This is a genomic window from Bartonella sp. AP88HLJMH, from assembly GCF_042195605.1.
Taxonomy (GTDB): domain Bacteria; phylum Pseudomonadota; class Alphaproteobacteria; order Rhizobiales; family Rhizobiaceae; genus Bartonella.
Map to the genome: position 1 here is coordinate 1 of NZ_JBHIOR010000016.1, position 20,852 is coordinate 20,852.

Below are 20,852 nucleotides of genomic sequence, written 5' to 3' on the forward strand. Positions count from 1 at the left end.
ACAGAACAACAGCTCCTTCACGAGATGATAGAGACCTATCAAGGCTTAAAGATGATGTCACGCATCATGAAATTGATTGCCTTCATTCTCTTTATGTTTGTTATCGATTTTTCCCGTTGCGTGGACGCCATAGAAAATAGCTTCTCACATCTTAAAAGATGGATAACAAAAAGTTAGATATCTTAGAATAGCGACCCTTTGGACCTCTGGTTTTGCTAAAAAACCACCCCGAAAAGAACTCTTGATTCGCAATAATTAAGAGGCATGTTAAAAATCCTATTCCCTTAACTTTATTAAGGTATCCCTCACTTAAAAAAACATATGTAAAATCAATAAATTATTGTTGATATAAAATGCAATGGTGGGCGTGACAGGGATTGAACCTGTGACCCCTACGATGTCAACGTAGTGCTCTCCCGCTGAGCTACACGCCCATTCATTGATGTTGCATACACCATATAGAATGCCAAACGTCAATGCCTAATTTCATTTTCTCTTTCAACAGATGCAAATAACTTTAAAAAATACTTTTTAAGCAGCAATAAGGATTTTTTCAACCTCATTGACGAGTTCACGTAAGTGAAATGGCTTAGAGAGAACCTTTGCATCAGGAGGGGTATCACTATTTGAATTGAGTGCTACCGCTGCAAAACCCGTAATGAACATTACTCGTAAATCAGGGTCAATCTCAGTAGCACGTCGAGCGAGTTCGATTCCGTCCATCTCTGGCATGACAATATCAGTCAGGAGAAGGGAAAATGGCTCTTCTTGTAAACGTTCATATGCGCTAATACCATTATCGAAATCGGCGACTTCGTAGCCTGCACGTTCTAGGGCTTTTACGAGAAAGCGACGCATATCGTTATCATCTTCTGCGAGCAGGATTCGTTTCATGATTATATTCCAATGGCTCCATTTGTCAGAGTTTTGCCGCATCAATTATACAATATAGAGTATTTATAAAAAAGATGGTAAAATGCTCATAATTGAAATGAATGGCAAAATGGTTAATTCTTACATTCTGATTCAAAATACAGCATATTCGTTGTGAGTTGGTTAAATTCGAAATATATGTGATTTTGAAAAAAGAAGGGGTTCTCTAAAACTACTAAGATGATTCATTACTATCTTTTCTTTTAAAGTTACTGATTATTATCAGAATTCCATTAAAAAACTTATGAAAACCGTTATTGTAGGGACTTCCTATATCGAGAAATTAAAAGAATATTATGTTAATTTATTGTTTTTAAAAAGTTCTTCTAAGAAATAGAAATTTTATAGTTATTTGTTTTTATAGAGATTTGTAATAAATATTATAAATGCGCTTTATTTCCAGTTTTTTCCTTAAATAGATGAAAACTATTGTTTTCCTATATATAATATTAAATTATCACTTAATAACAGATCAAAAATAGTATTTTGATGCTTTATTTGTAAATATGTATCATGTTATATTAAGATAAATTTATTATTTTTATTTATATAAATAGTTTTTTTATTAAGTTATTTTTTATGATGTAAAATAATATTGTTTAATGTAATGATATACTTTGTATATTATTTTTTTTATTAGAAAGCGTGGTGCATATTTAGGTCATGGCTTGCCTGTAAAGGCTAGAAAACGAATCATATGAGTGGTTGGAAAGAAAAATCTATTATATTAAAAAGTGTTTGTAGATCCAATGCTCGTAGAAACTTTCTTTTTTGATGGGGCGGAGCGGAAATTAAGGTTTAGTGTTATTTTACAGATACATTATCGGGAATAAAGGCATCAAATGCAGCCCAAAATTGTTTTTTATAATCTTCGTTAACCATAATTGTATCCAGTTCAGCGCCTGTAATAGTAATAATTTCTGTTAGACGTGTGTGTTGGCATAATTGCCGCACTTCAATGTTGTTTGCAATATTGTTTTGATTGGCAAGAATAAAGAGTGTTGGGATTCGTAAATCTCCATGAAGTACATTTCTCTTCATAGAATCAATCGCATTAAATACTGAAGCCATCCATTGGGATGTTGGGGGCTTAATGGAAGGGAGCGGCACTTTATGTATGTGTCCCAATTGTATATTTTTTTGTTTTGTCTTGTTTAATTTTTTACTATCTTTCGCTGGTATAAAGCCAAGACCTATATCAGAAAGAAATTGTGTTAATTTATGTTGAAAACCATTCGTTTTATTGCCGAATGGAGCAAAAAGGGGAGAAACACAGAGCAATCTATTAAACTGATGATTAATGAGATCTAATCCGCTAAGTGCTATCAATCCACCTATGCCATAGGTGAGCATAGAGTAAGGTGGCAGACAATTAGGATAAACAATATTTGTAAGAAATTTATATAAGTCATTAATATCATTATTTATATCAAAATATTGATGTCGGCTTTGTTTTCTTATCTTGAGGGATATTTTTTCTTGATCAAACCAGTCAAATATTGCTGTATGAAAACCGCGTCTAGAAATTTCATTTATTAATAAAAAATATTTTTCTAAAGTATTTGCGTAGCTTTTGAGAATAACAATTGTTCCCTTAGATTTTTCCACCTCAGGATATGTTATAGCAAAACAAATTTCGTGATCTATTGCTATTTTAAGAGTACCATGATGGATATTAAGAGGAGTGGAACCCCAGTCTATGGGATAAAGAGGTGTTTCCAATTGAAATTCCTTTACAGTGTATTTGCCGCTTAGTGCTTTGACATTTATGTAATGAAGAAAGAGGATTAAAAAAGGGGTATATTGCTTTTTAGATAGTTTTTATCAATTTAGGTCCCAAAGAGTTGAAATAAAGAAAAACGATTACTAGATAATATAATGCGGTTGCCATGATGGGGCCGCAGGTTCACAAGTAAGTTTGCCATGTGGGAACTTTGTGAATTAATTATAAATTATAGTCGCTCTAGAGGAGGGCAATATTATGCGTCAAGTAGATTTTTCACCATTTTATCGTTCCACAGTAGGTTTTGATCATCTTTTTAACTGGTTTGATTCTAGAACACAACCAGACGAAGTTTCTTCTTATCCCCCTTATAATATCGAGCGTTTAACTGAAGATTCTTATAGAATTTCTATGGCTGTTGCTGGTTTTTCTCAAGATGAAATTGATATTGAAACGCATTGTAATCAGCTGATCGTTAAGGGAGACAGAAAGTCTAAAAATGATGATGAAGAGCGAGAATTCCTTTATCGAGGTATTGCTTCGCGTGCTTTTGAACGGCGTTTTCATTTGGCTGATCATGTTAAGGTTATTGGGGCAGAACTTGGAGATGGGCTTCTTCATATTCAGCTTAAAAGGGAAATGCCAGCTGAATTAAAACCCAAAAAGATAACCGTACAGATGTCACCATCCATTACAAAAAATGATAACAGCGACATTATCGTGTAAAGAAAATTTAGAAAATATGAGATCGGATAATTATAAATTTTTCTGAAAAATAAAAAACGCGAGGCAAAAGGTCTCGCGTTTCGTATGTGTTTTCCTAAGAACGAAGCGCATTTTAATAAAACAGCTTATCTCGAATTTATGATAAAATATCATTGCACATTATTCTACGTTGAAGAAAAAGTTCATGTGTGTGCAATTGAAATGCATAATAATTCACTTTTTAAGTAGCTTATTTTATAGTATTTTAAAAATGGTCGGAGCGGCGGGATTTGAACCCACGACCCCTTGACCCCCAGTCAAGTGCGCTACCAAGCTGCGCTACGCTCCGAGTTCGTGTAAAACGATTAAATGACTGTTTCTTTAAAGGCAAGAGAAAAAATAAACAGAATAAAATCTAAAATGCTCTTGCACTTAGAGCTTTTGAAAGTAAAAATTTTGGACATCAATATTTTGTTGTTAATTCAAGATAAATAACGAATTTGTAAAATTCTTTGTGATCATTAAATTTTTAGCTCTATAGTTAATAGATGTATGCAATTTAATTACTTTTGAGATTGTGAGGAGGGGGGTAAGATTGGTGTAGAGGTATGAATTGGAGCAAATGAGTGCTGAAGGTATATTTTTTTCTTACCTAATCGTTACTTTTCTAAAAAGATAAAGATTTTCAAAAGAAGAGGAGTGAATGTATGGTTTTGAAAAGTTTTCGTTTTTTAGAGTTTTATAGACGAGGTATTTTCATTTTATATGGATAAAAAATTGTAAGTTCTGGATTGTATAATCACAAATCTCATTTTACGGGTATGTATTTTTATCCAAATAAACAAGATCAGAATGCTTTAATTTATGTTTTGTTGTTTTTTTTCTAAAATATCAGATAAAATATTATAGAGGAAAAACTTTCAAAGTGTCTATTGAACTAAGAAAAGAGTAAAGGATGAGCCGTTTTTCGGTAATAAATTTGACGCAAGCAGCAGTGGATCGTGTTAAAGCGATTATGGATGCAAAAGATGCACAGGGTATTCTTGTTGGTATCAAAAAAGGTGGCTGTGCAGGGATGGAGTATACAATTACTCTTGTCAAAGAAAACGGGATAGATGCGGATGTTGTTGAAGTGAATGGTGCCCGTGTTTTTGTAGCACATGATGCGGTATTATTTTTATTAGGGACGCAGATGGATTATGAAGTGACAACGCTGCGGTCTGGTTTTGTCTTTAAAAATCCTAATCAAGTTTCAGCATGCGGGTGTGGCGAATCGGTGGAACTTCGTCCTGCTACGCAGGATCAATATAAAACAAATTGAGCTGAGCTAAATTATAATTAAGTAATTTTAGAGGGGCTTGTTCTTTTAGGTAGAAGAAATCTACTATTTTTTATCGTTCATTTTTAGCTTGCTTCCAAAGTGCTTCCATTTCATTCAAGGATGCGTCAGTGAGTGTTTTAGATTGAGTGGATAGCTTTTCTTCAATATAGGCGAAACGATTTCGAAATTTTATATTCGTTTTTTTTAATGCTTTTTGTGAATCAATCGCTAAGTGGCGCGCGAGATTAAGAAGTATAAAGTAGAGATCTCCAAACTCTGCTTCTATCTCTGAGTTTTGTTTATTTTTGATGGCTTCTTTGAGCTCTTCCAGTTCTTCTTCTATTTTTTCAAAAACTTTATCACTTTTTTGCCAATCAAAACCTACTTTAGCTGCTGTTTCTTGTAAAGCAAGTGCCTCTTGGTTTGCTGGCTGGATTTGTTTTACTGTTGCGAGTATGCTTATGGAGGAATTGTTGTTTTTTTCTTCGCACATTCTTTTTTGTTCAACCTGTTCTCTTTTTTTTATATATTCCCACTCCTCTTTTATAAATCCTCGTTTTTTTTGCTCGGTATTTCCAAAAACATGAGGATGGCGTCGAATCATTTTTTCCGTGATTGCATAAACAACATCTTCAAAAGTAAAGCTGCCTTCTTCTTGTGCTATGGTAGCATGATAGACAACTTGTAAAAGAAGATCCCCAAGTTCTTCACAGAGATCCTTTCGATTCTTTCGTTCAATGGCATCGATGACTTCGTAAACTTCTTCGAGCATATAGGGTATGAGGGATTCAAAAGTTTGTTTTTTATGCCAGATACAACCATTATCAGAGTTTCGTAATGCAGTGATAATTGCAGTGAGATCTTTGATATCTTTTGAGGCTAACATTTTGCACTTCCTTTGTAAGCAATAGAGCTTATGTTAGATGTCCCAACGTCTATGTAACCACATCCATTGTCCAGGATATTCACGGACCCAAGATTCAACAATATCATTTAATTTTTGCGTAGAAGCAGCTATATCGATATCATTTTTTTCATCACGTGGAAGTTCTACATGTTCATATAACTCTAAACGATGACGTCCTCTAGGCAAACGAATACAACGTGCTGGATAAATATCACAGTCATATTGTCGAGCAAGTTTTATAATTAAGGGGTTTGTTTTAAGAGGTCTGTTAAAAAATGTTCCCATGATACCGCGGCGAAATTTTTGATCAACGAGCATACCAACATTTTCACCTTCTTCTAATTTGGCTGCTAATGCCCATGCGGCACCGGCCTTGGAGGGAACAAGATGTCCCATAGAAGTTTGTCGTGCTTTAAGGATTCGTTTGGCAACATAGGGATTATTGGGTGGTCTAAATAATACCGTAACATTAAGATCAAAACTTTGTGCACAAATAGGCAGAAGTTCAAAATTGCCAGTATGTGCGGTGAAAAAAATATGTGGTTTTTTTTCATTTTTTAATCGCTCAAATATTTCAATGCCTTTAACCTCAATGAAACCTGGCTCGTCTGCATGAGGATCAAAATCAAAAATTTTATCAAGAAAAATATATTCGGCTAGGAAACGTCCTATATTTTCCCACATTTCTATTGCAATCGCACGGAGTTCTTGCTCTGTTTTTTCTGGATATGCACTCCTAAGGTTTGCGAGTGTGATTTGATGACGATGTACAAGGGGACCAATTTTTTTTGCTAACCAAGCAAAAAAAGAAATTCCCATTTTGGCTGGAAAACATTTTAGAATAAATAAAGAACCAAAGAGTAGATATGCCCATAACAAGTAGGATATTTTTTTAGCTATAATTTTAATACGATATATGAGATTTTTAAGAGAAAGCTTCATCATGATTTAATCGATTTTAAGGATAATTTTACCAAAAACATCACGACTCTCCATTCGTTTTAAAGCTGTATCAATTTCATCCAGCCCAACAATTGTATCAATGACAGGGTGTACGGCTTTTTGTGCCATTTTTTGCATGGCATTTTTCATATTTTCCATACGGCAGCCAAATGAACCGAATATTTTAAGCTGTTGCTGGAATAGTTGCATGAGATTTATTGGTGCTGAAACACCAGAGGTAGAACCGCAAGTCACTAAGCGTGCTCCTTTTTTCATACATAACAGAGAACCGTTCCATGTATCGACACCAACATGCTCAAAAACAACGTCAACACCTTTTTTTTGGGTTAATTTACGCACTACACCTTCAAAACGATCTTTACGATAATTAATCACATGATCTGCCCCAAGAGAGTGCGCTTTTGCAATTTTTTCATCTGAACCTACAGTTGTGATAACTGTACAGCCCATGTGTTTTGCAAGTTGAATGGCTGCAGAACCAATACCTGAGCCACCAGCCTGTACCAGGATTGTTTCTCCTGCTTGTAGTTTTGCGTTATCGAAAAGCATATGTTCTACGGTACCAAAAGTAATTGGAGCAACTGCTGCTTGCAATTCATCACATTGGGGAGGTGATGGAACTAATAAACGTGCTGGCAAATTGACAAGCTCACACGCAAATCCATCAAGGTGAAAACCGTAGACTCCCTTTACATTACTGCAAAGATTATCCCGTCCTTCATGACAAGCTTGGCATACTCCGCAGGTTTGTGCACCATAAATTGAGACAATCTGTCCAAGTTGGAGATGTTCAACGCCATCTCCTATTTGTATAACCTCACCAGAGGCTTCTGCACCAATGATGAGTGGCATTTTTCTTTTCGCAAAAGCCATGCCACGCCATCCCCATACATCAATATGATTAAGAGCAACGGCTTTTATCCGCACAGTTACTTCACCTATACTAGGTGAAGATGGCGGGGAAATATTGGTGATTTCAAGCCGACGATCATCGAAGAGTTGCAGTGCACGCATTATCATCCCCCTTAAATATATTATTGGTTAGCGTTATAAAATTTTATTATTACAGGATTATCCTTTATATGTAGTGATAACAAGACTCATATTTTGACCACCAAATCCAAATGAGTTTGACAAAACCGCATTGACACAGGCCTTACGGCTATGATGAGGAACAACATCTAAGGGGATAGTAGGGTCAGGATTATCATAATTTATTGTTGGTGGAAGTATTCCCGATTGAATGGTTAAAAGCGAAAAAACCGCTTCTATTGCACCAGCAGCAGTTAATGTATGCCCAATCATTGATTTATTAGAAGAGACAGGAATATGCTCTAAAAGATCACCGAATACTGTTGATAATGCAAGATATTCCATTTTTTCATTTTCAGGTGTTGAAGTTCCGTGGGCATTAATATAGTCAATTTCATTGATGGTTATTTTTGCATCGTCTAAAGCTTTGCGAACGGATTCAATTGCTGGTGATGCATCGGGTTTTGAACGTGTACGGTGAAAGTCATCGGCGGTTTCTCCACAGCCAGCTAAAATTCCTAAAACTGTAGCATTACGGTTTAATGCGCTTTGAAGAGATTCAAGAACAAGAGCGCCTGAGCCTTCTGCCATAACAAAACCATCTCGATCACGGCTAAAGGGTTTTGCTGCTTTTTCTGGAGGCTCATTCTGAGTTGAAAGAGCAGATAGTAGCGAAAAACGAATAAGAGATTCTGCTGAAACTGATCCATCTGTCGCAATTATGAGAGCTCTATTTGTCTCTCTCCGTCTAATAGACTCAACACCTAATTGAATTGCTGTTGCACCAGATGCACAGGCAGTGGAAAGTGTAACAGGAAGTCCTTTTGTGCCAAATGTTTTTTGAAGTTTTTCTGCAATTGCACCAAATTGTGTGGATTCAAAAAGCGTCTCATGGAGTTTATCTTTACAGACTTTAAGAAGATGTGCATAAGAAGGCTCATTATTGAATTCTTCCTCTTGATCAAGACTAAAACGTGCTTTCCATTCAAGTTCAACAGGAGGAGCAGCTAGAAAGAGTGGTCCATTAAAGTTTTTTTTATCAATAGCAGCTTGTTCTAAAGCTTCTTCAGCAGAAAGATGTGCAAGCTTCTCAGAGAGAGCTGAAGCACCAAGTGTACTTTCTTTAAGAAAATCAATTGTTCCAGCAATATATGTATTTAATCCCTCAACGGGAAAACGTGTTATTTTGTGGATACCACTTACACCGCTTGTTAATTTTTGCCAATTTTCATGTTTCCCTTGTCCCAGTGATGTGACAATGCCTGCACCAGTTATTGCTACAAGTGGACGCCCAAAATGATCATGATATTTCACTATAGAAATTCCCCTTCAAACAGCAGTAAGACGCACAATACCTTCAGCTCTTTTTATACCAATCGTTGTAACAAATATTTCACGTACTTCTTTAGAAAAAGGTTTTTCATGAGGACTTAACGCTGGAAAACCGCGTTTTTTTTCAATTGAAAGTGCTGCAAGAGCTAGAGCTAGAGGAAATTGTGCTTCCCGCATATAACCAAATAATGTTGTAATGCCACGGTAAGATAGATCAGCATTATCAAGAGCATTTTGTTCTGCTTTTGTTGCTTCGTGAGCTCCTGAGGCTGCTGAAATGGCTAAGGCAGATTTAGCGCCCGCAGTTTTTAACATTGTTGCAATTGAATCTCTAAGTGGAATTTTGGTTCTATCTGTTTGGTCTGTAATAATTTGGCTAATTTCAGCATAAGCACGTGCGTTGCGTTTTTTGGCATGTTCTCCACTTTCAATAACTAGGAAGATCCCACCAGAACCTGCTATGACACCGCCGCCTGGATAGATTCCACGATCCCACACTGGGCTCCATCCATTATGGGTTAAAAGACCACCAAGCTCATGCGCCAACAACATATCATAACTTTGTGCATTATAGGAACTTCCTACAAGAGCATGGGTACTTTGACCTGATTTAATACGAGCTACAGCAATTTGAAGTGCAGAAAGACCACTGCCTTCTTCTCCCATAAATGTACGAGATGATCCAGTGACTTTATGAACAATTGAAATGTTTCCTGCCAAAAGGTTTGAAAGTTGTGCCAAAAATAATGTTGGACGAAGTTCAGTTGAAAGAGCAACATTTAACATAGAAGCATGATCGGCAACAGCGCGCGCTTTAGAAAGAATCTGTGTATCAACAGTAATATCACGTTCTCCCCCACTTGCTGCTACGATCATATCCATTGTTGAAGTGAGTTGTTCATTATTTTTCATGCCGGCATCATCAAGAGCAAGACCAGCCGCATAGGTACCAAGACGCTGCCATGTTCCCATTTGCCGTTGATCACTTTTTTTAGGAATTTGTAAACTCCAATCAATTTCGGGCAATTTATGAACCGTGTAAGGTGAAAAAGTTGTATAATCTAGGTTTGGTGTACGGATTGGATCATTTAAGAGATTCCAATGTTGATCAGTTCCTTCCCCCAGAGAGCTTATGAGACCTATACCAGTGATGAATACAGATTGATCATGCATGGCGAAAAAACTACTCCGCCTGTTTTAAGGCAACGAGATCATCAATTTTTGCACAAAGGTTTTTAAGAACAAAGTATTCTTCTGTTGCAACGGTACCTTCGTTGACTTCTTGTGTCCATTGTTCTAGAGGGACTTTTATTCCAAAAGCTTTATCAATAGCGAAAACAATATCAAGAAAATCAAGACTGTCGATTCCTAAATCGTCAATTGTATGACTCTCAGGTGTAATTGTATTGCGATCAATTTCACTGATTTCTGCAATGATATCAGCAACTTTATCAAACGTGGAAGGCAATGTACGGATTCCTTATTATAGAGTTAGTAAATTCAAAATACATTTAATATTGTTCTTCTAGCCTTTTTTCTCTTTAAAAAAAAGACTTAATCCAGAATATAGCTGTCTTTATCTATAGAGAAAAGAGGTTTACAGTACATGAAATACTATATCTCAATATTTAAAAAACTTTGAAATTTTATTGCGCATTTATTTTACGAGACTATTTTTTCTATTGGCAGCAAGGACAGCAAGGGCTGTTATATTAACAACTCCCCGAGAAGTTACTGAAGGTGTTAAGATATGGGCGGGACGTGCTGCCCCGATTAGAATAGGACCAACATGGAGTGCATTTGTGAGGCTTTTAACAGTGTTGAGCGTGATATTGGCTGAATCAAGTGTTGGAAAGACAAGCAAATTAGCTTCACTTTTAAGACGAGAATTAGGAAAAACACGATCACGAAAAACTTTGGAAAGGGCAGCATCAGCATGCATTTCACCATCTGCTTCTAAATCAGGGTGTAATTTGGCAAGAATTTCTGTTGCACGTCGCATTTTACGCGCACTTTCTGTGTTTTTAGAACCAAAGTTTGAGTGTGATAATAAGGCTGCTTTTGGTGTTATTCCAAATGCTTCAACTTCTTGAGCGGCCAACACAGTCATTTCAGCGATTTCTTCTGCAGAAGGATTTTCATTGACGTAAGTATCTGTGAGGAAAAGAGTACGTTGTTGAGAGATAAGCAAACTCATAGCAGAAAAACGGTGAACATGAGGATCAAGACCGATAATTTGTTCAATCAATTCAAGTTGACGTTCAAAGCGTCCTTCTAAGCCGCAAATCATCGCGTCTGCTTCTTCACGCATGACGGCGAGGGCAGCAATAGCCGTTGTTGATGTTCTCACTACTGTTTTTGCCATTTCAGGCGTAACACCACGCCTCCCTGTATAATGAAAAAATAAATTAACATAATCACGAAAACGTGGATCATCTTCAGGGTTTGTTAATTCAAAATCTATACCAGGACGAATTCTTAAACCAAAGCGTTTTAATCTTGCTTCTACGACATGTGGACGGCCGATAAGGAGGGGCGTTGCTGTTTGTTCTTCAATGACAACTTGTGCCGCACGAAGGACGCGTTCATCTTCACCATTGGCATAGATGACGCGTTTACGTTTTGCTGTTTTTGCTGCAGCAAAAACAGGTTTCATTGTTAAACCAGAAAGAAAGACAAATCGATTGAGGATATCATAGTAGGCCTCCATATCTTCAATGGGACGAATGGCGACACCAGTTGTCATTGCTGCTTTAGCAACAGCGGGAGCAATACGCAGTATTAAACGCGGATCAAAAGGAGAGGGGATTAGATAGTCTGGTCCAAAATTGGGTGGTTCTTTCGAGTATGCACGTGCTACAACATCTGAAGTTTCTTCACGTGCAAGGGCAGCAATCGCATGAACAGCGGCCATTTTCATTTCTTCATTAATTGCACTAGCACCTACGTCTAATGCACCACGGAAGATATAGGGAAAACAAAGGACATTATTAACTTGATTGGGATAATCAGAGCGTCCTGTGCAGATCATTGCATCTGGTCGTATAGAGCGTGCTTCTTCAGGCATAATTTCTGGTACTGGATTAGCCAGTGCTAAAATGAGTGGATTTTGAGCCATTCTTTTAAGATATTCAGGCTTTAAAACACCACCTGCAGATAGGCCTAGAAAAATATCCGCATCATCAATAATATCAGATAAAGTTCGTGCGTCCGTTTTTTGTGCGTAATTGATTTTCCAACGATCCATAAGGGTCTTGCGACCTTTATAAACAACTCCCTCTAAGTCACTAAGCCAAATATTTTCAACTTTTGCCCCAAGACGAACCAAAAGATTAAGGCAAGCGAGGGCAGCAGCACCTGCACCTGAGGTAACTATTTTTGCATTTTCAATTTTTTTTCCTGAAAGATTTAAGGCATTTAATACAGCCGCAGAAACAATAATGGCAGTTCCATGTTGGTCATCATGAAAAACTGGAATTTTCATTTTAGCACGAAGCTTTTCTTCGATGTCAAAACATTCAGGAGCCTTAATGTCTTCAAGATTAATACCACCAAATGTAGGTTCTAAAGTCGATACCGTTTGTACCATTTGTTCTATATCGGATGCATCAATTTCAATATCAAAGACATCAATATTCGCAAATTTTTTGAATAAAACGGCTTTACCTTCCATAACTGGCTTTGAAGCAAGAGGGCCAATATTTCCTAAACCAAGAACAGCAGTTCCATTGGATATAACAGCGACTAAATTAGAACGGGAGGTATATTGAGCAGCAAGATTAGGATCTTCATGAATTGCAAGACATGGTGCAGCAACACCTGGAGAATAAGCAAGAGCTAAATCACGTTGGTTATCAAGAGGTTTTGTTGCTTGTATTTCCAATTTTCCAGGTTTAGGGTACTGGTGATAAAAAAGTGCGGCACTGTCAAGTTCAGCTTTTGGTGAACTGAAATCACTATTTCGTTCTCTAGACATTTTTATGATATCCAAGTTAGCGTATGTGTATATGAGATGTTCCATCTACGATAAGGTTTTGTCCACTAATAAATCCTCATTTCTCTGAATATCAAAATGCATGAGTATGAGAAAATTCTTCTGGATCGTAAAACCAGTTTGATGATTCTTTTTGTTTGTGTGCATGAATAATTTCATTGATAGCAGCACGATTAGTTTTTTCTTTCCTTAATAAAACCCGTAAAAATTGATTAGTCTACAAACAAATAAAATATTACTAATAATTACATTACCAAGCCATTATTTTTTTTGCAATGCTTACAACTTAAGGAAAGAAAAGAAGAGTGTTTTCTATTAACTTCATCTTCTTTATTTAAATTTCTATAGGGAGGTAGAAGAAATTTTAAATAACAATTTGCAATTTATAAATTATTTTTGCAGCTATTTAAAAGGAAATTGGAACTTTAAAAATGGGAGTTGTTTTGTTTATTATTCCATTGAACTCTTAATAATGCAAACTTTATAATTTATAATGAATCATCTCGTATGTTGAATGAGAAATTTGAATACAATAAGATTCTTTTAGCTCAAATTCATCTAATATAATAAAAAATATTTACTTACATAATTCAAACGAGAGTAATATGTGGATAAAAAACATTAAAAAAATAAATAGAAGTGTTTCTATGAGCTATTTTAATACAAAAGCATGAATTTTTTTCACAATTAATAAAAATAATTATTACCGATTTTGTACCTTTATGAAACTATGAAAAATAAAGGAGTTAAGAAAAAGATAAGGAAATAGAAAACATGCTTTATCATTCTTAGAATGATACGTTGTTTGATAAGCCATTACGCTTCTTTAGGGTTATTGCTTAGGATATCAAAGAAAACCGCATGCCAATTATCCCAACCTTTGAAGTACAAAGCTACAGTTGAAAAAAAAGCATTCTATGATGAGCCATTAAAACAACTGGAGAGAGAAAGTGGAAAAAATATCTTTTTCCACTTTCTTATTTGTTATTGGATTCGACCACTTGCATGAGCAAGCATAGTATAAACTTTTCCGGTATCTGATATCAAGTACTTGCGAACTGAGTTGGAAGAGCCAGAACTGCGCGATATATCACGTAAGAGCTTTTCGAAATCTGTAACATATTGATTCACTGAACGTTTAAACCCAAAATCGCTCATATATTTTTTCTTAATCATTTCAAATATTTTTTGTCCATTTAAGGTATAAAGGCGTTCTGTTACGATGTTTTTTTGTCCACGTTGATAATGATCCCATAGCTCAACAATGGCATTGTGATTAATAGCTTGCACTATACCAGAAGCTAATGAATTAAGAGAGCAGTTTGCAGGAGATGGTTTTGTTTGCACTGATGTTAAAACATCATCACTAGGGGGAGCATCATAAAATGTTTCTTCACGTGAAGCTCTTTCTAAGAGATTTGATACCCATTTATTTGGTCTTTTTTTGCTTTGATCTTGTTGCAAAATAGGCTTAGGTGGCACAATCTTTTTAACAGACTCAGTGGAACTGTCACTTTTTTGATTAAACATTGATGATGTAGGAAATGCTGACATTAGCTGTTTTTGTGCGCTCTTTTGATCATTTTGTATAACACTGACTAAATCTTGTAACGCTGTAATCTGTTCATTCAAAGCTGTGCGAATTGTTTGCGTTGTTTCTTTTGTTTTTTCTGGAAGTTTTTTTACATTTTCATTGATATCATTATTAATCTTTGAAAGCTCTAAACGAACTTCATCAGCGGAGCGACGTATATCTTCTGCTGCTTCTGAAAAACGCGTTGATGCTTCACTAACAAGCTTATTAAGTGATTGTTGGAATGAATTTGTGGAGTTACGCGCATTCTTATCAGAGCGTTCAAGTGCTAAGTTGAAGATTTTTTCATAATGCCCAATCATTTGATTAATTTCATGAGACTTTGAAACAAGAGCATCACTTAATACAGAAAGCGTATTATGTTTTTCTTCAAGTGTTGCACTAAGTGAATTTTCAGACTGTTCAAGAACATGAATAGTTTGGGAAAGTGTCTTTGCATGTTCACCAAAACTGCTCGTTATATGATTAATTTGTTCAAAGGTACTCTTTGAAAGTCCTTGCAGAATTTCAACATTAGTATTGAGCGCTTGATTTGAAGCTGACAAACGCTCTGCTACTTGGTCCGTGTTGCGGAAAAAATTATTCGTACTCTCATTAAACTGCCCATCAATATTTTGAACAGCCGATAATAAAACATTACTATTTTCCTGAAAATTGTAAATTGATTGATTCAACTGTGTTAAGATGGATGAGACATTATTAACAAGCTCTTCCTTCATAATCGTTATTGTTTGAAGTGTTTCAGAGTTAGCTTTGGTTAAGCTATTCACTAAAGATTCATTATGTGCATAAATTCTTTGTTCAGCATCTTGTGTGGAAAGAGAGAGTTGTTCACCGATATGCTGTGTTAAAGAATCAATTGATTCTGTCGTATTTTGCGCTGCTTGATTTAAGTGATTTGTAAGCTCTGTTATTTTTCCAACATGTTGTGAAATTTGTGTTGTTGTTTGATTTCCAGCATCTTCCAGACGGCTCGTTACATCAGAGAGCTGATATCCTAAATTATTTTTAAGATTTTGCATAGAGTGATGAAGAACATCACAGCGTTCATTAAGAACTTGTTCTATTGCTGTTGTTGATGTGTGAATAGTTTCATTCAATAATGCTTGTGCATTATGGCTGGCTGTTGCGAAAGCTTCGACAGTATGCGCTGTTTGTTCAGACAGAACTGACAGAACTTTTTCACTGGTATCATAAACAGTTTTTTTGACATTTGATACAATGCGATTGCCTGATTCTGAGAGAATATTTTCTGCTTGTGCAGTAACATTTGTAACAGATGAAAGAATTTGTTCACTCGTAGAAGAAAGAATATCAGAAGCTTTTATAATCTTATTATGCAGGTTATCTGTCACTGTATTAACAGAGTCTTCTAAGGTTACACGCATATTGTCAACACTGCTTTCCAGCGCTTGTTGAATTATCTGACTTTGCTCATTACTAATCATGAGAGACGTTTTTAATGTGTCAGAACGTTCCTCAATAACAGATGTTTGCATATCAATGGCTTCACAGATTTGGCTAAATTTTTCAGATAATATTTCCTCTAGCGTTGTTGTCCGTTCAAAAATTTTGTGTGCACGATCTTCTAGATCTGTATCGAATGATTCCATACGTGTTTCAAGGGTTTCAAAGAAAACACCACTCGATTGAGAGAGAGTATTCTTTAAAATTTCGGCATGGCTTTCAAGGTTTTTGATATGATCTTGAACCGTTTCAGTAATGTTTTTATTATTGGCGACAATTGCACTCTCAACTAAATCTATTTGTTGTTTCAATGCAACATCGACACGTATATCACTTTTTGCAATGAGATTATGGATTGTTTCCATGCGTTGTTCAAGTGTGCGTGCTTGATCGGCAAGAACTTCATTGAGAGAAAAACTATTAATCGCTAAAGAATCGCGCAGAGCATCGGCACGGATATCAATATTTCTCGCTTGTGCTTCTAAAGCATCTTGGGTTGTATTACAACTTTGTACAATGACATCTTGTAACTTTTCAGTGCATTGAATGATGTTTGTAATATGATTTTCAGCTTGTTTATCAACGACTTGAACATTATCAGCCAAAACTTTTTCAATATGAGAAGTATTTTGGGACAAAACATCAATTTGATTTCTTAATGTATCCGCAATTTTATTTTTCTCGTTATCGAGCATGTCTGCCATAAGAGCTCGTTGATCAGAAAGTTGTACTTTAAAATCTTGTGAACGTTCTTGTATGATATCAACAATGGCATTGTCGACATATTGAATTTCTTCTCTCAGACTTTCCTTACTTTTATCAATTGCAGAAAGAATAGCTTCACGTCCATTTGTAAATGCATGGGTAATGTCTGCTGTTTTTTCTTGGAGGTTCTCATTTATTTTCAAGACATGAGCTTCCAAGAAGTTACCAAGTTTTTCAGCATTATCCTCTAAAGCCTGACTGCGTTCTATAAAGGAATCAATGATGGAATCACTATGTTCTTTAAGAGAAAGATCAACAGTTGCTAAACGTTGTTCAAAGGCTCCAATTGCTTGCGAGGTTACGTTATCAAATTTAGAAGAGAGTTTATGTGCTTGGTCGTCGAGCTTTAAGATCTTCTCATCAAAATTCTGTAGAGATTGATTATTACGATCAATAAGAGCTTTATCCAAGGCTTTAAACTTTTCATCGACAGCGTGCAAAGTTTGATCTGTTACTGCTTGTATATGTGTTGCAATTTTAGCAACATGTACTTCCGCTTTTTCAGCTGTTTCATTAAAGGTTTTTTCTATTTGTTTTTCATTATGATCAAATCGTTTTGCAAAACCATCAAAGTTTTTTCCTAATTCATAAAAAAATTCCGTGTTTTTCTGCTGAATTTGTGTTGTTGTTTTGTTAAATTTTTCAACAAGTTGATTTGTTACGCCATCACCGGCATAGGAAAGTTTTTCAACAAGGTCTTCACCTTGTTTTTGTAAAGTTTGAGAAAGGGTTTGTGCAAGCTTTTCAACATTGGTCACAATGTTAGAGGTAACCAAACCAAATTCATCACTCAGTTGTTCTTGGGTTCCTTTAATTGTTGATTGTACGCGATCTGCGTGATTCAAAATGGCTATGCGTTCATTACTCAATTCTTTGATTAATGTGTGAATGCGTGATTCATTCTCAGCATAGGCTTGTTCTAGATTGTGAACTTCACCTTGTATGATTGCTTCAAGTTCAACAGCACGTCCGAGGGTACGTTCAATACCTTCGTTCATTGCCGCTACTTCTTCACGAATGGTTTGCCCTATAGCAATAGCTTGTTTTTCAGATAGATGTTGTGGTTCACTAAGGCGCTGTGCAGCATTGGTCATAAGAAGCGCAATATTATGCAAGTCGTTTGAACGTTTTGTTAATTGAGCAACGCCCCAAGATATAAGGATAGGAATTGCTGTTCCGGCTGCTACAGCAAGTCCTGTTGGGGATGTAACAAAAGTGCTGATATTGGATAAGGAGCTGAGTCCGGTAGGTGCGAGTTTATGCGCAATAAAAGCTCCTCCCGTTGCCCATAAAGCACTAAGCGCTGTTGTATACCAGTAGACTCGAGAGGAAGAACGCTGCTTGAATGGTCCAAAATTTACAGGGGTTGTTATATCATCATTTGCAGGAAGAAGTTTTGTAGGCAATAATGTATTATGAACAGTTCCACCTGAAATATCAGGTGAAGGTTTTGGAGCAAAAAGCTGTTCAACAACGGATTTATCAACAACAGCTTCATCATGAATATTAGAAACAAAAGTTGACGTACCGTTTTCAGCAAAAAATTCTTCTTCTGCCATTGCAATTTTTTGAATCAGATCATCGACATTAACAACATTTTCAGAATTATTGGATGATATCGTTTCAAATCCTGTGTCATCGAAATCAAAGTTCATAGCTTTTGTGAGGGCTTCTTCAACTTCAACTTCAAATGTTTGCAATTTTGTTCTGCGTGCCATACTCGCCTCGTACTCTTACAGCCGGAAAAGGGATACGTCCTCTTCCACATAATTTCTACATACTAGCTGTTAATTATTTAGAAAGGAATATGCTTAGGGAAAAATTTTAAAAACTTATCAAGATAAAGTTAACGCGGTTTCTTGTACCCTGTTTAAAAATGTTATAAAATATAGTAAAAACAATTTATTATTTAAATCTAACTAAAACAAAAATACTGTTTACAACTTGTGTTTATAGAAAGCTTTATAAGCCGGCAGTCTTTGAAATAAGGACAATTTAATAGCGGTTATATATACAGTAAGGTGCGAATGTCTCTCTTTAATATCGATAATCGTTAATAAATGTTGTTGTCCGCTTACTTTTATTGATTCTAAACGAAGCAGATTCATCATCACATATAGTCTGTAATAGCTTAGGATGTATAAAAGTATGCCTTTGAATTGTAAGCTCATAAAAAAGTAAACGTGGAAAAATTTTTAATTTAATATAGCTTTTCGTAAGTTGTACTTTATTATTGTCTTAAAGAGCTGTTTTTTCTCTAATTTCAGTTGTTTGTTGCTGAATTTTTAAGCTTCTACGTTGACAATTGGATATTTTTCAGTCGATATGCATGCACGAATATTTTATGCAATCTAGATAAAGGTGTAAGAATAATGGCAGAGCGATCACAACACCTGCAAGATGTGTTTTTAAATACGGTGCGTAAGCAAAAAATTTCCCTTACAATTTTTCTTGTCAATGGCGTTAAACTCACGGGTATTGTAACTTCATTTGATAATTTTTGTGTTCTTTTGCGCCGAGATGGACACGCGCAATTGGTTTATAAGCATGCTATTTCTACGATTATGCCTGGACAGCCTGTACAGATGTTTGAGGGTGAAAGTCCTGAGTAAACATATCATTTTAAGATAGACCTCTTATCCCATTTAAAAGTACTTAGATTGCTATGATAAATGAAAATGAGAGATTAGGAGGGGTATTTTCGCAGAATACAGAACAGGTGCGCGCACTTGTTCTGATACCGATTTTTCAAGAAAATAGAAGTGAAAGCTCTTTGAGAGAGTGTTCTATATCTTCTCGTGTTAAAGAATCATTGGGGTTAGCGCGTGCTATAAGGTTAGAAGTTGTTAATTATGAAACGATTAATATTGCAACGCCTCGCTCTGCGACTCTCTTTGGAAAAGGTAAAGTAGATGCGTTAACCTGTTATATAGATGAATATTCTATTGAGCTTGCGATTGTAGATCACTTTTTAACGCCAGTACAGCAGCGTAATTTAGAAAAATTATGGAATTGCAAAGTTATCGATAGAACGGCTTTGATTCTTGAAATTTTTGGGGATCGTGCACGAACAAAAGAAGGAGTTTTGCAAGTAGAGTTAGCGCGTTTGTCCTATCAAAAAGGGAGGCTTGTGCGGAGTTGGACGCACTTGGAAAGGCAACGGGGGGGGCGTGGCTTCCTAGGTGGACCTGGTGAGACGCAAATTGAAGCAGATAGGCGTCTTTTACAAGAGAAAATTATTCGTATTCGCCGCGAATTGCAAACGGTTATTAAAACACGTGCACTTCATAGAGCAAAAAGGAAAAAAACATCTTATCCTGTTGTAGCAATGGTAGGATATACGAATACAGGAAAGTCAACTCTTTTTAACCGTTTAAGCGGTGCAGATGTTTTAGCAAAGAATATGTTATTTGCAACGCTTGATCCGACTTTGCGCAAAGTTGTTCTTCCCCATGGAAAAACTGTTCTTTTGTCTGATACTGTAGGGTTTATTTCTAACTTGCCAACGAATTTGATTGCAGCTTTTAGAGCAACCCTTGAAGAAGTGGTTGAAGCAGATCTCATTCTTCATATAAGAGATATGTCAGATCTTGATCATCGAGCACATGCCCAAGATGTTTTAGAAGTGCTTTCAAGTCTTGATATCGATATTGATGATATGGAGCATATCATAGAAGTTTGGAATAAGATTGATATGTTAGATGAGCAAGCATTGAATGTTTTACAAACAAGCGCAAAGACGCGATTAAATCCTGCTCTCATGGTATCAGCACTTAAGGGGGATGGACTCGATCAATTATTAAGAGCCATTGAAAAGCGAATTTTTGGAGAGGTGCAAAGCATTGAATATCTTTTACAACCTCATGAAATGTCGCTTATTGATTGGTTTTATGAAAACTCTGCGGAAATAGTGCAAGAAGGGCATGATGATGGGTCTATTACCATTAGAGCGGTTGTTACTTCTGAAGCAAAAAAACAACTAGAGAGCCTCAAAAAAAATATGAATTAAGTTCTTTAAAGCTATTGTTGAACATTTGTTCTTAAATTTTATATTTTTATTATCTCAAAATAATATGACAGCAAGTTAAGAGGATAGTTACTACTTTCTCTTAATAA

14 protein-coding genes and 2 tRNA genes are annotated in these 20,852 nt (G+C 35.9%); 4 read left to right on the forward strand and 12 right to left on the reverse strand.

Translation table 11 applies throughout. The features are described 5' to 3' along the window. Window positions 1-359: 359 nt before the first annotated feature. The 3 genes from ACFIMA_RS07470 to ACFIMA_RS07480 form a co-directional block, all read right to left on the reverse strand. Window positions 360-434, reverse strand: a tRNA-Val gene (locus ACFIMA_RS07470). A gap of 97 nt (window positions 435-531) precedes the next feature. Further along, the gene (gene cpdR / locus ACFIMA_RS07475) at window positions 532-894 is read right to left on the reverse strand and encodes a cell cycle two-component system response regulator CpdR (RefSeq protein WP_375613077.1); all 363 of its coding nucleotides are present in this window, start codon (window positions 892-894) and stop codon (window positions 532-534) included. A gap of 843 nt (window positions 895-1,737) precedes the next feature. Further along, the gene (locus tag ACFIMA_RS07480; RefSeq protein WP_375653493.1) at window positions 1,738-2,655 is read right to left on the reverse strand and encodes a serine aminopeptidase domain-containing protein; all 918 of its coding nucleotides are present in this window, start codon (window positions 2,653-2,655) and stop codon (window positions 1,738-1,740) included. Window positions 2,656-2,914: 259 nt separating this feature from the next. Here ACFIMA_RS07480 and ACFIMA_RS07485 point away from each other — a divergent pair, with 259 nt between their 5' ends. Beyond that, entirely contained in the window at window positions 2,915-3,382 is a 468-nt protein-coding gene (locus ACFIMA_RS07485; protein ID WP_273791398.1) for an Hsp20 family protein, read from the forward strand. A 251-nt stretch (window positions 3,383-3,633) separates the two neighbouring features. On the opposite strand, the gene ACFIMA_RS07490 is transcribed toward ACFIMA_RS07485, so the two are convergent. Beyond that, a tRNA-Pro gene (locus tag ACFIMA_RS07490) sits at window positions 3,634-3,710 on the reverse strand. Window positions 3,711-4,316: 606 nt separating this feature from the next. Here ACFIMA_RS07490 and ACFIMA_RS07495 point away from each other — a divergent pair. Then, the gene (locus ACFIMA_RS07495) at window positions 4,317-4,682 is read left to right on the forward strand and encodes an iron-sulfur cluster assembly accessory protein (RefSeq protein WP_375632191.1); all 366 of its coding nucleotides are present in this window, start codon (window positions 4,317-4,319) and stop codon (window positions 4,680-4,682) included. 70 nt (window positions 4,683-4,752) lie between these two features. On the opposite strand, the gene mazG is transcribed toward ACFIMA_RS07495, so the two are convergent. The 8 genes from mazG to ACFIMA_RS07535 all read right to left on the reverse strand — a co-directional run bounded on the left by mazG (window position 4,753) and on the right by ACFIMA_RS07535 (window position 18,454). Beyond that, window positions 4,753-5,568, reverse strand: coding sequence for a nucleoside triphosphate pyrophosphohydrolase (gene mazG, locus ACFIMA_RS07500; protein ID WP_375632192.1), 816 nt, complete (start codon window positions 5,566-5,568; stop codon window positions 4,753-4,755). Between the two features lie 33 nt (window positions 5,569-5,601). Next, entirely contained in the window at window positions 5,602-6,531 is a 930-nt protein-coding gene (locus ACFIMA_RS07505; protein ID WP_375632258.1) for a lipid A biosynthesis lauroyl acyltransferase, read from the reverse strand. Window positions 6,532-6,537: 6 nt separating this feature from the next. Then, window positions 6,538-7,566: a zinc-binding dehydrogenase gene (locus ACFIMA_RS07510; protein WP_375613072.1), complete on the reverse strand. Its 1,029-nt coding sequence runs from the start codon at window positions 7,564-7,566 to the stop codon at window positions 6,538-6,540. A 57-nt stretch (window positions 7,567-7,623) separates the two neighbouring features. Beyond that, entirely contained in the window at window positions 7,624-8,898 is a 1,275-nt protein-coding gene (locus ACFIMA_RS07515; protein ID WP_375632193.1) for a beta-ketoacyl-ACP synthase, read from the reverse strand. A gap of 15 nt (window positions 8,899-8,913) precedes the next feature. Further along, window positions 8,914-10,089, reverse strand: coding sequence for a beta-ketoacyl-ACP synthase (locus tag ACFIMA_RS07520; protein WP_375613070.1), 1,176 nt, complete (start codon window positions 10,087-10,089; stop codon window positions 8,914-8,916). A gap of 10 nt (window positions 10,090-10,099) precedes the next feature. Further along, window positions 10,100-10,384 (reverse strand): acyl carrier protein, encoded by a 285-nt coding sequence (locus tag ACFIMA_RS07525; RefSeq protein ID WP_005773457.1) that lies wholly within the window; start codon window positions 10,382-10,384, stop codon window positions 10,100-10,102. A 189-nt stretch (window positions 10,385-10,573) separates the two neighbouring features. Then, window positions 10,574-12,892 carry an NADP-dependent malic enzyme gene (locus ACFIMA_RS07530; protein WP_375677957.1) on the reverse strand — a complete coding sequence of 773 codons (2,319 nt, stop codon included), beginning with the start codon at window positions 12,890-12,892 and terminating at the stop codon, window positions 10,574-10,576. 1,002 nt (window positions 12,893-13,894) lie between these two features. Continuing rightward, window positions 13,895-18,454 (reverse strand): hypothetical protein, encoded by a 4,560-nt coding sequence (locus ACFIMA_RS07535; RefSeq protein WP_375693298.1) that lies wholly within the window; start codon window positions 18,452-18,454, stop codon window positions 13,895-13,897. 654 nt (window positions 18,455-19,108) lie between these two features. Here ACFIMA_RS07535 and hfq point away from each other — a divergent pair. Both hfq and hflX read left to right on the forward strand, forming a co-directional pair. Then, window positions 19,109-19,348 carry an RNA chaperone Hfq gene (gene hfq / locus ACFIMA_RS07540; RefSeq protein ID WP_005773461.1) on the forward strand — a complete coding sequence of 80 codons (240 nt, stop codon included), beginning with the start codon at window positions 19,109-19,111 and terminating at the stop codon, window positions 19,346-19,348. 53 nt (window positions 19,349-19,401) lie between these two features. Continuing rightward, entirely contained in the window at window positions 19,402-20,745 is a 1,344-nt protein-coding gene (gene hflX, locus ACFIMA_RS07545; protein WP_375693297.1) for a GTPase HflX, read from the forward strand. Window positions 20,746-20,852: the final 107 nt, after the last annotated feature.

What these genes read in the sequence shown, in the direction of transcription:
- cpdR (WP_375613077.1), bottom strand. Translation starts at nt 894, where the DNA reads ATGAAACGAATCCTGCTCGCAGAAGATGATAACGATATGCGTCGCTTT.
- ACFIMA_RS07485 (WP_273791398.1), top strand. Translation starts at nt 2,915, where the DNA reads ATGCGTCAAGTAGATTTTTCACCATTTTATCGTTCCACAGTAGGTTTT.
- ACFIMA_RS07495 (WP_375632191.1), top strand. Translation starts at nt 4,317, where the DNA reads ATGAGCCGTTTTTCGGTAATAAATTTGACGCAAGCAGCAGTGGATCGT.
- mazG (WP_375632192.1), bottom strand. Translation starts at nt 5,568, where the DNA reads ATGTTAGCCTCAAAAGATATCAAAGATCTCACTGCAATTATCACTGCA.
- ACFIMA_RS07505 (WP_375632258.1), bottom strand. Translation starts at nt 6,531, where the DNA reads ATGAAGCTTTCTCTTAAAAATCTCATATATCGTATTAAAATTATAGCT.
- ACFIMA_RS07510 (WP_375613072.1), bottom strand. Translation starts at nt 7,566, where the DNA reads ATGCGTGCACTGCAACTCTTCGATGATCGTCGGCTTGAAATCACCAAT.
- ACFIMA_RS07520 (WP_375613070.1), bottom strand. Translation starts at nt 10,089, where the DNA reads ATGCATGATCAATCTGTATTCATCACTGGTATAGGTCTCATAAGCTCT.
- ACFIMA_RS07530 (WP_375677957.1), bottom strand. Translation starts at nt 12,892, where the DNA reads ATGTCTAGAGAACGAAATAGTGATTTCAGTTCACCAAAAGCTGAACTT.
- ACFIMA_RS07535 (WP_375693298.1), bottom strand. Translation starts at nt 18,454, where the DNA reads ATGGCACGCAGAACAAAATTGCAAACATTTGAAGTTGAAGTTGAAGAA.
- hfq (WP_005773461.1), top strand. Translation starts at nt 19,109, where the DNA reads ATGGCAGAGCGATCACAACACCTGCAAGATGTGTTTTTAAATACGGTG.
- hflX (WP_375693297.1), top strand. Translation starts at nt 19,402, where the DNA reads ATGATAAATGAAAATGAGAGATTAGGAGGGGTATTTTCGCAGAATACA.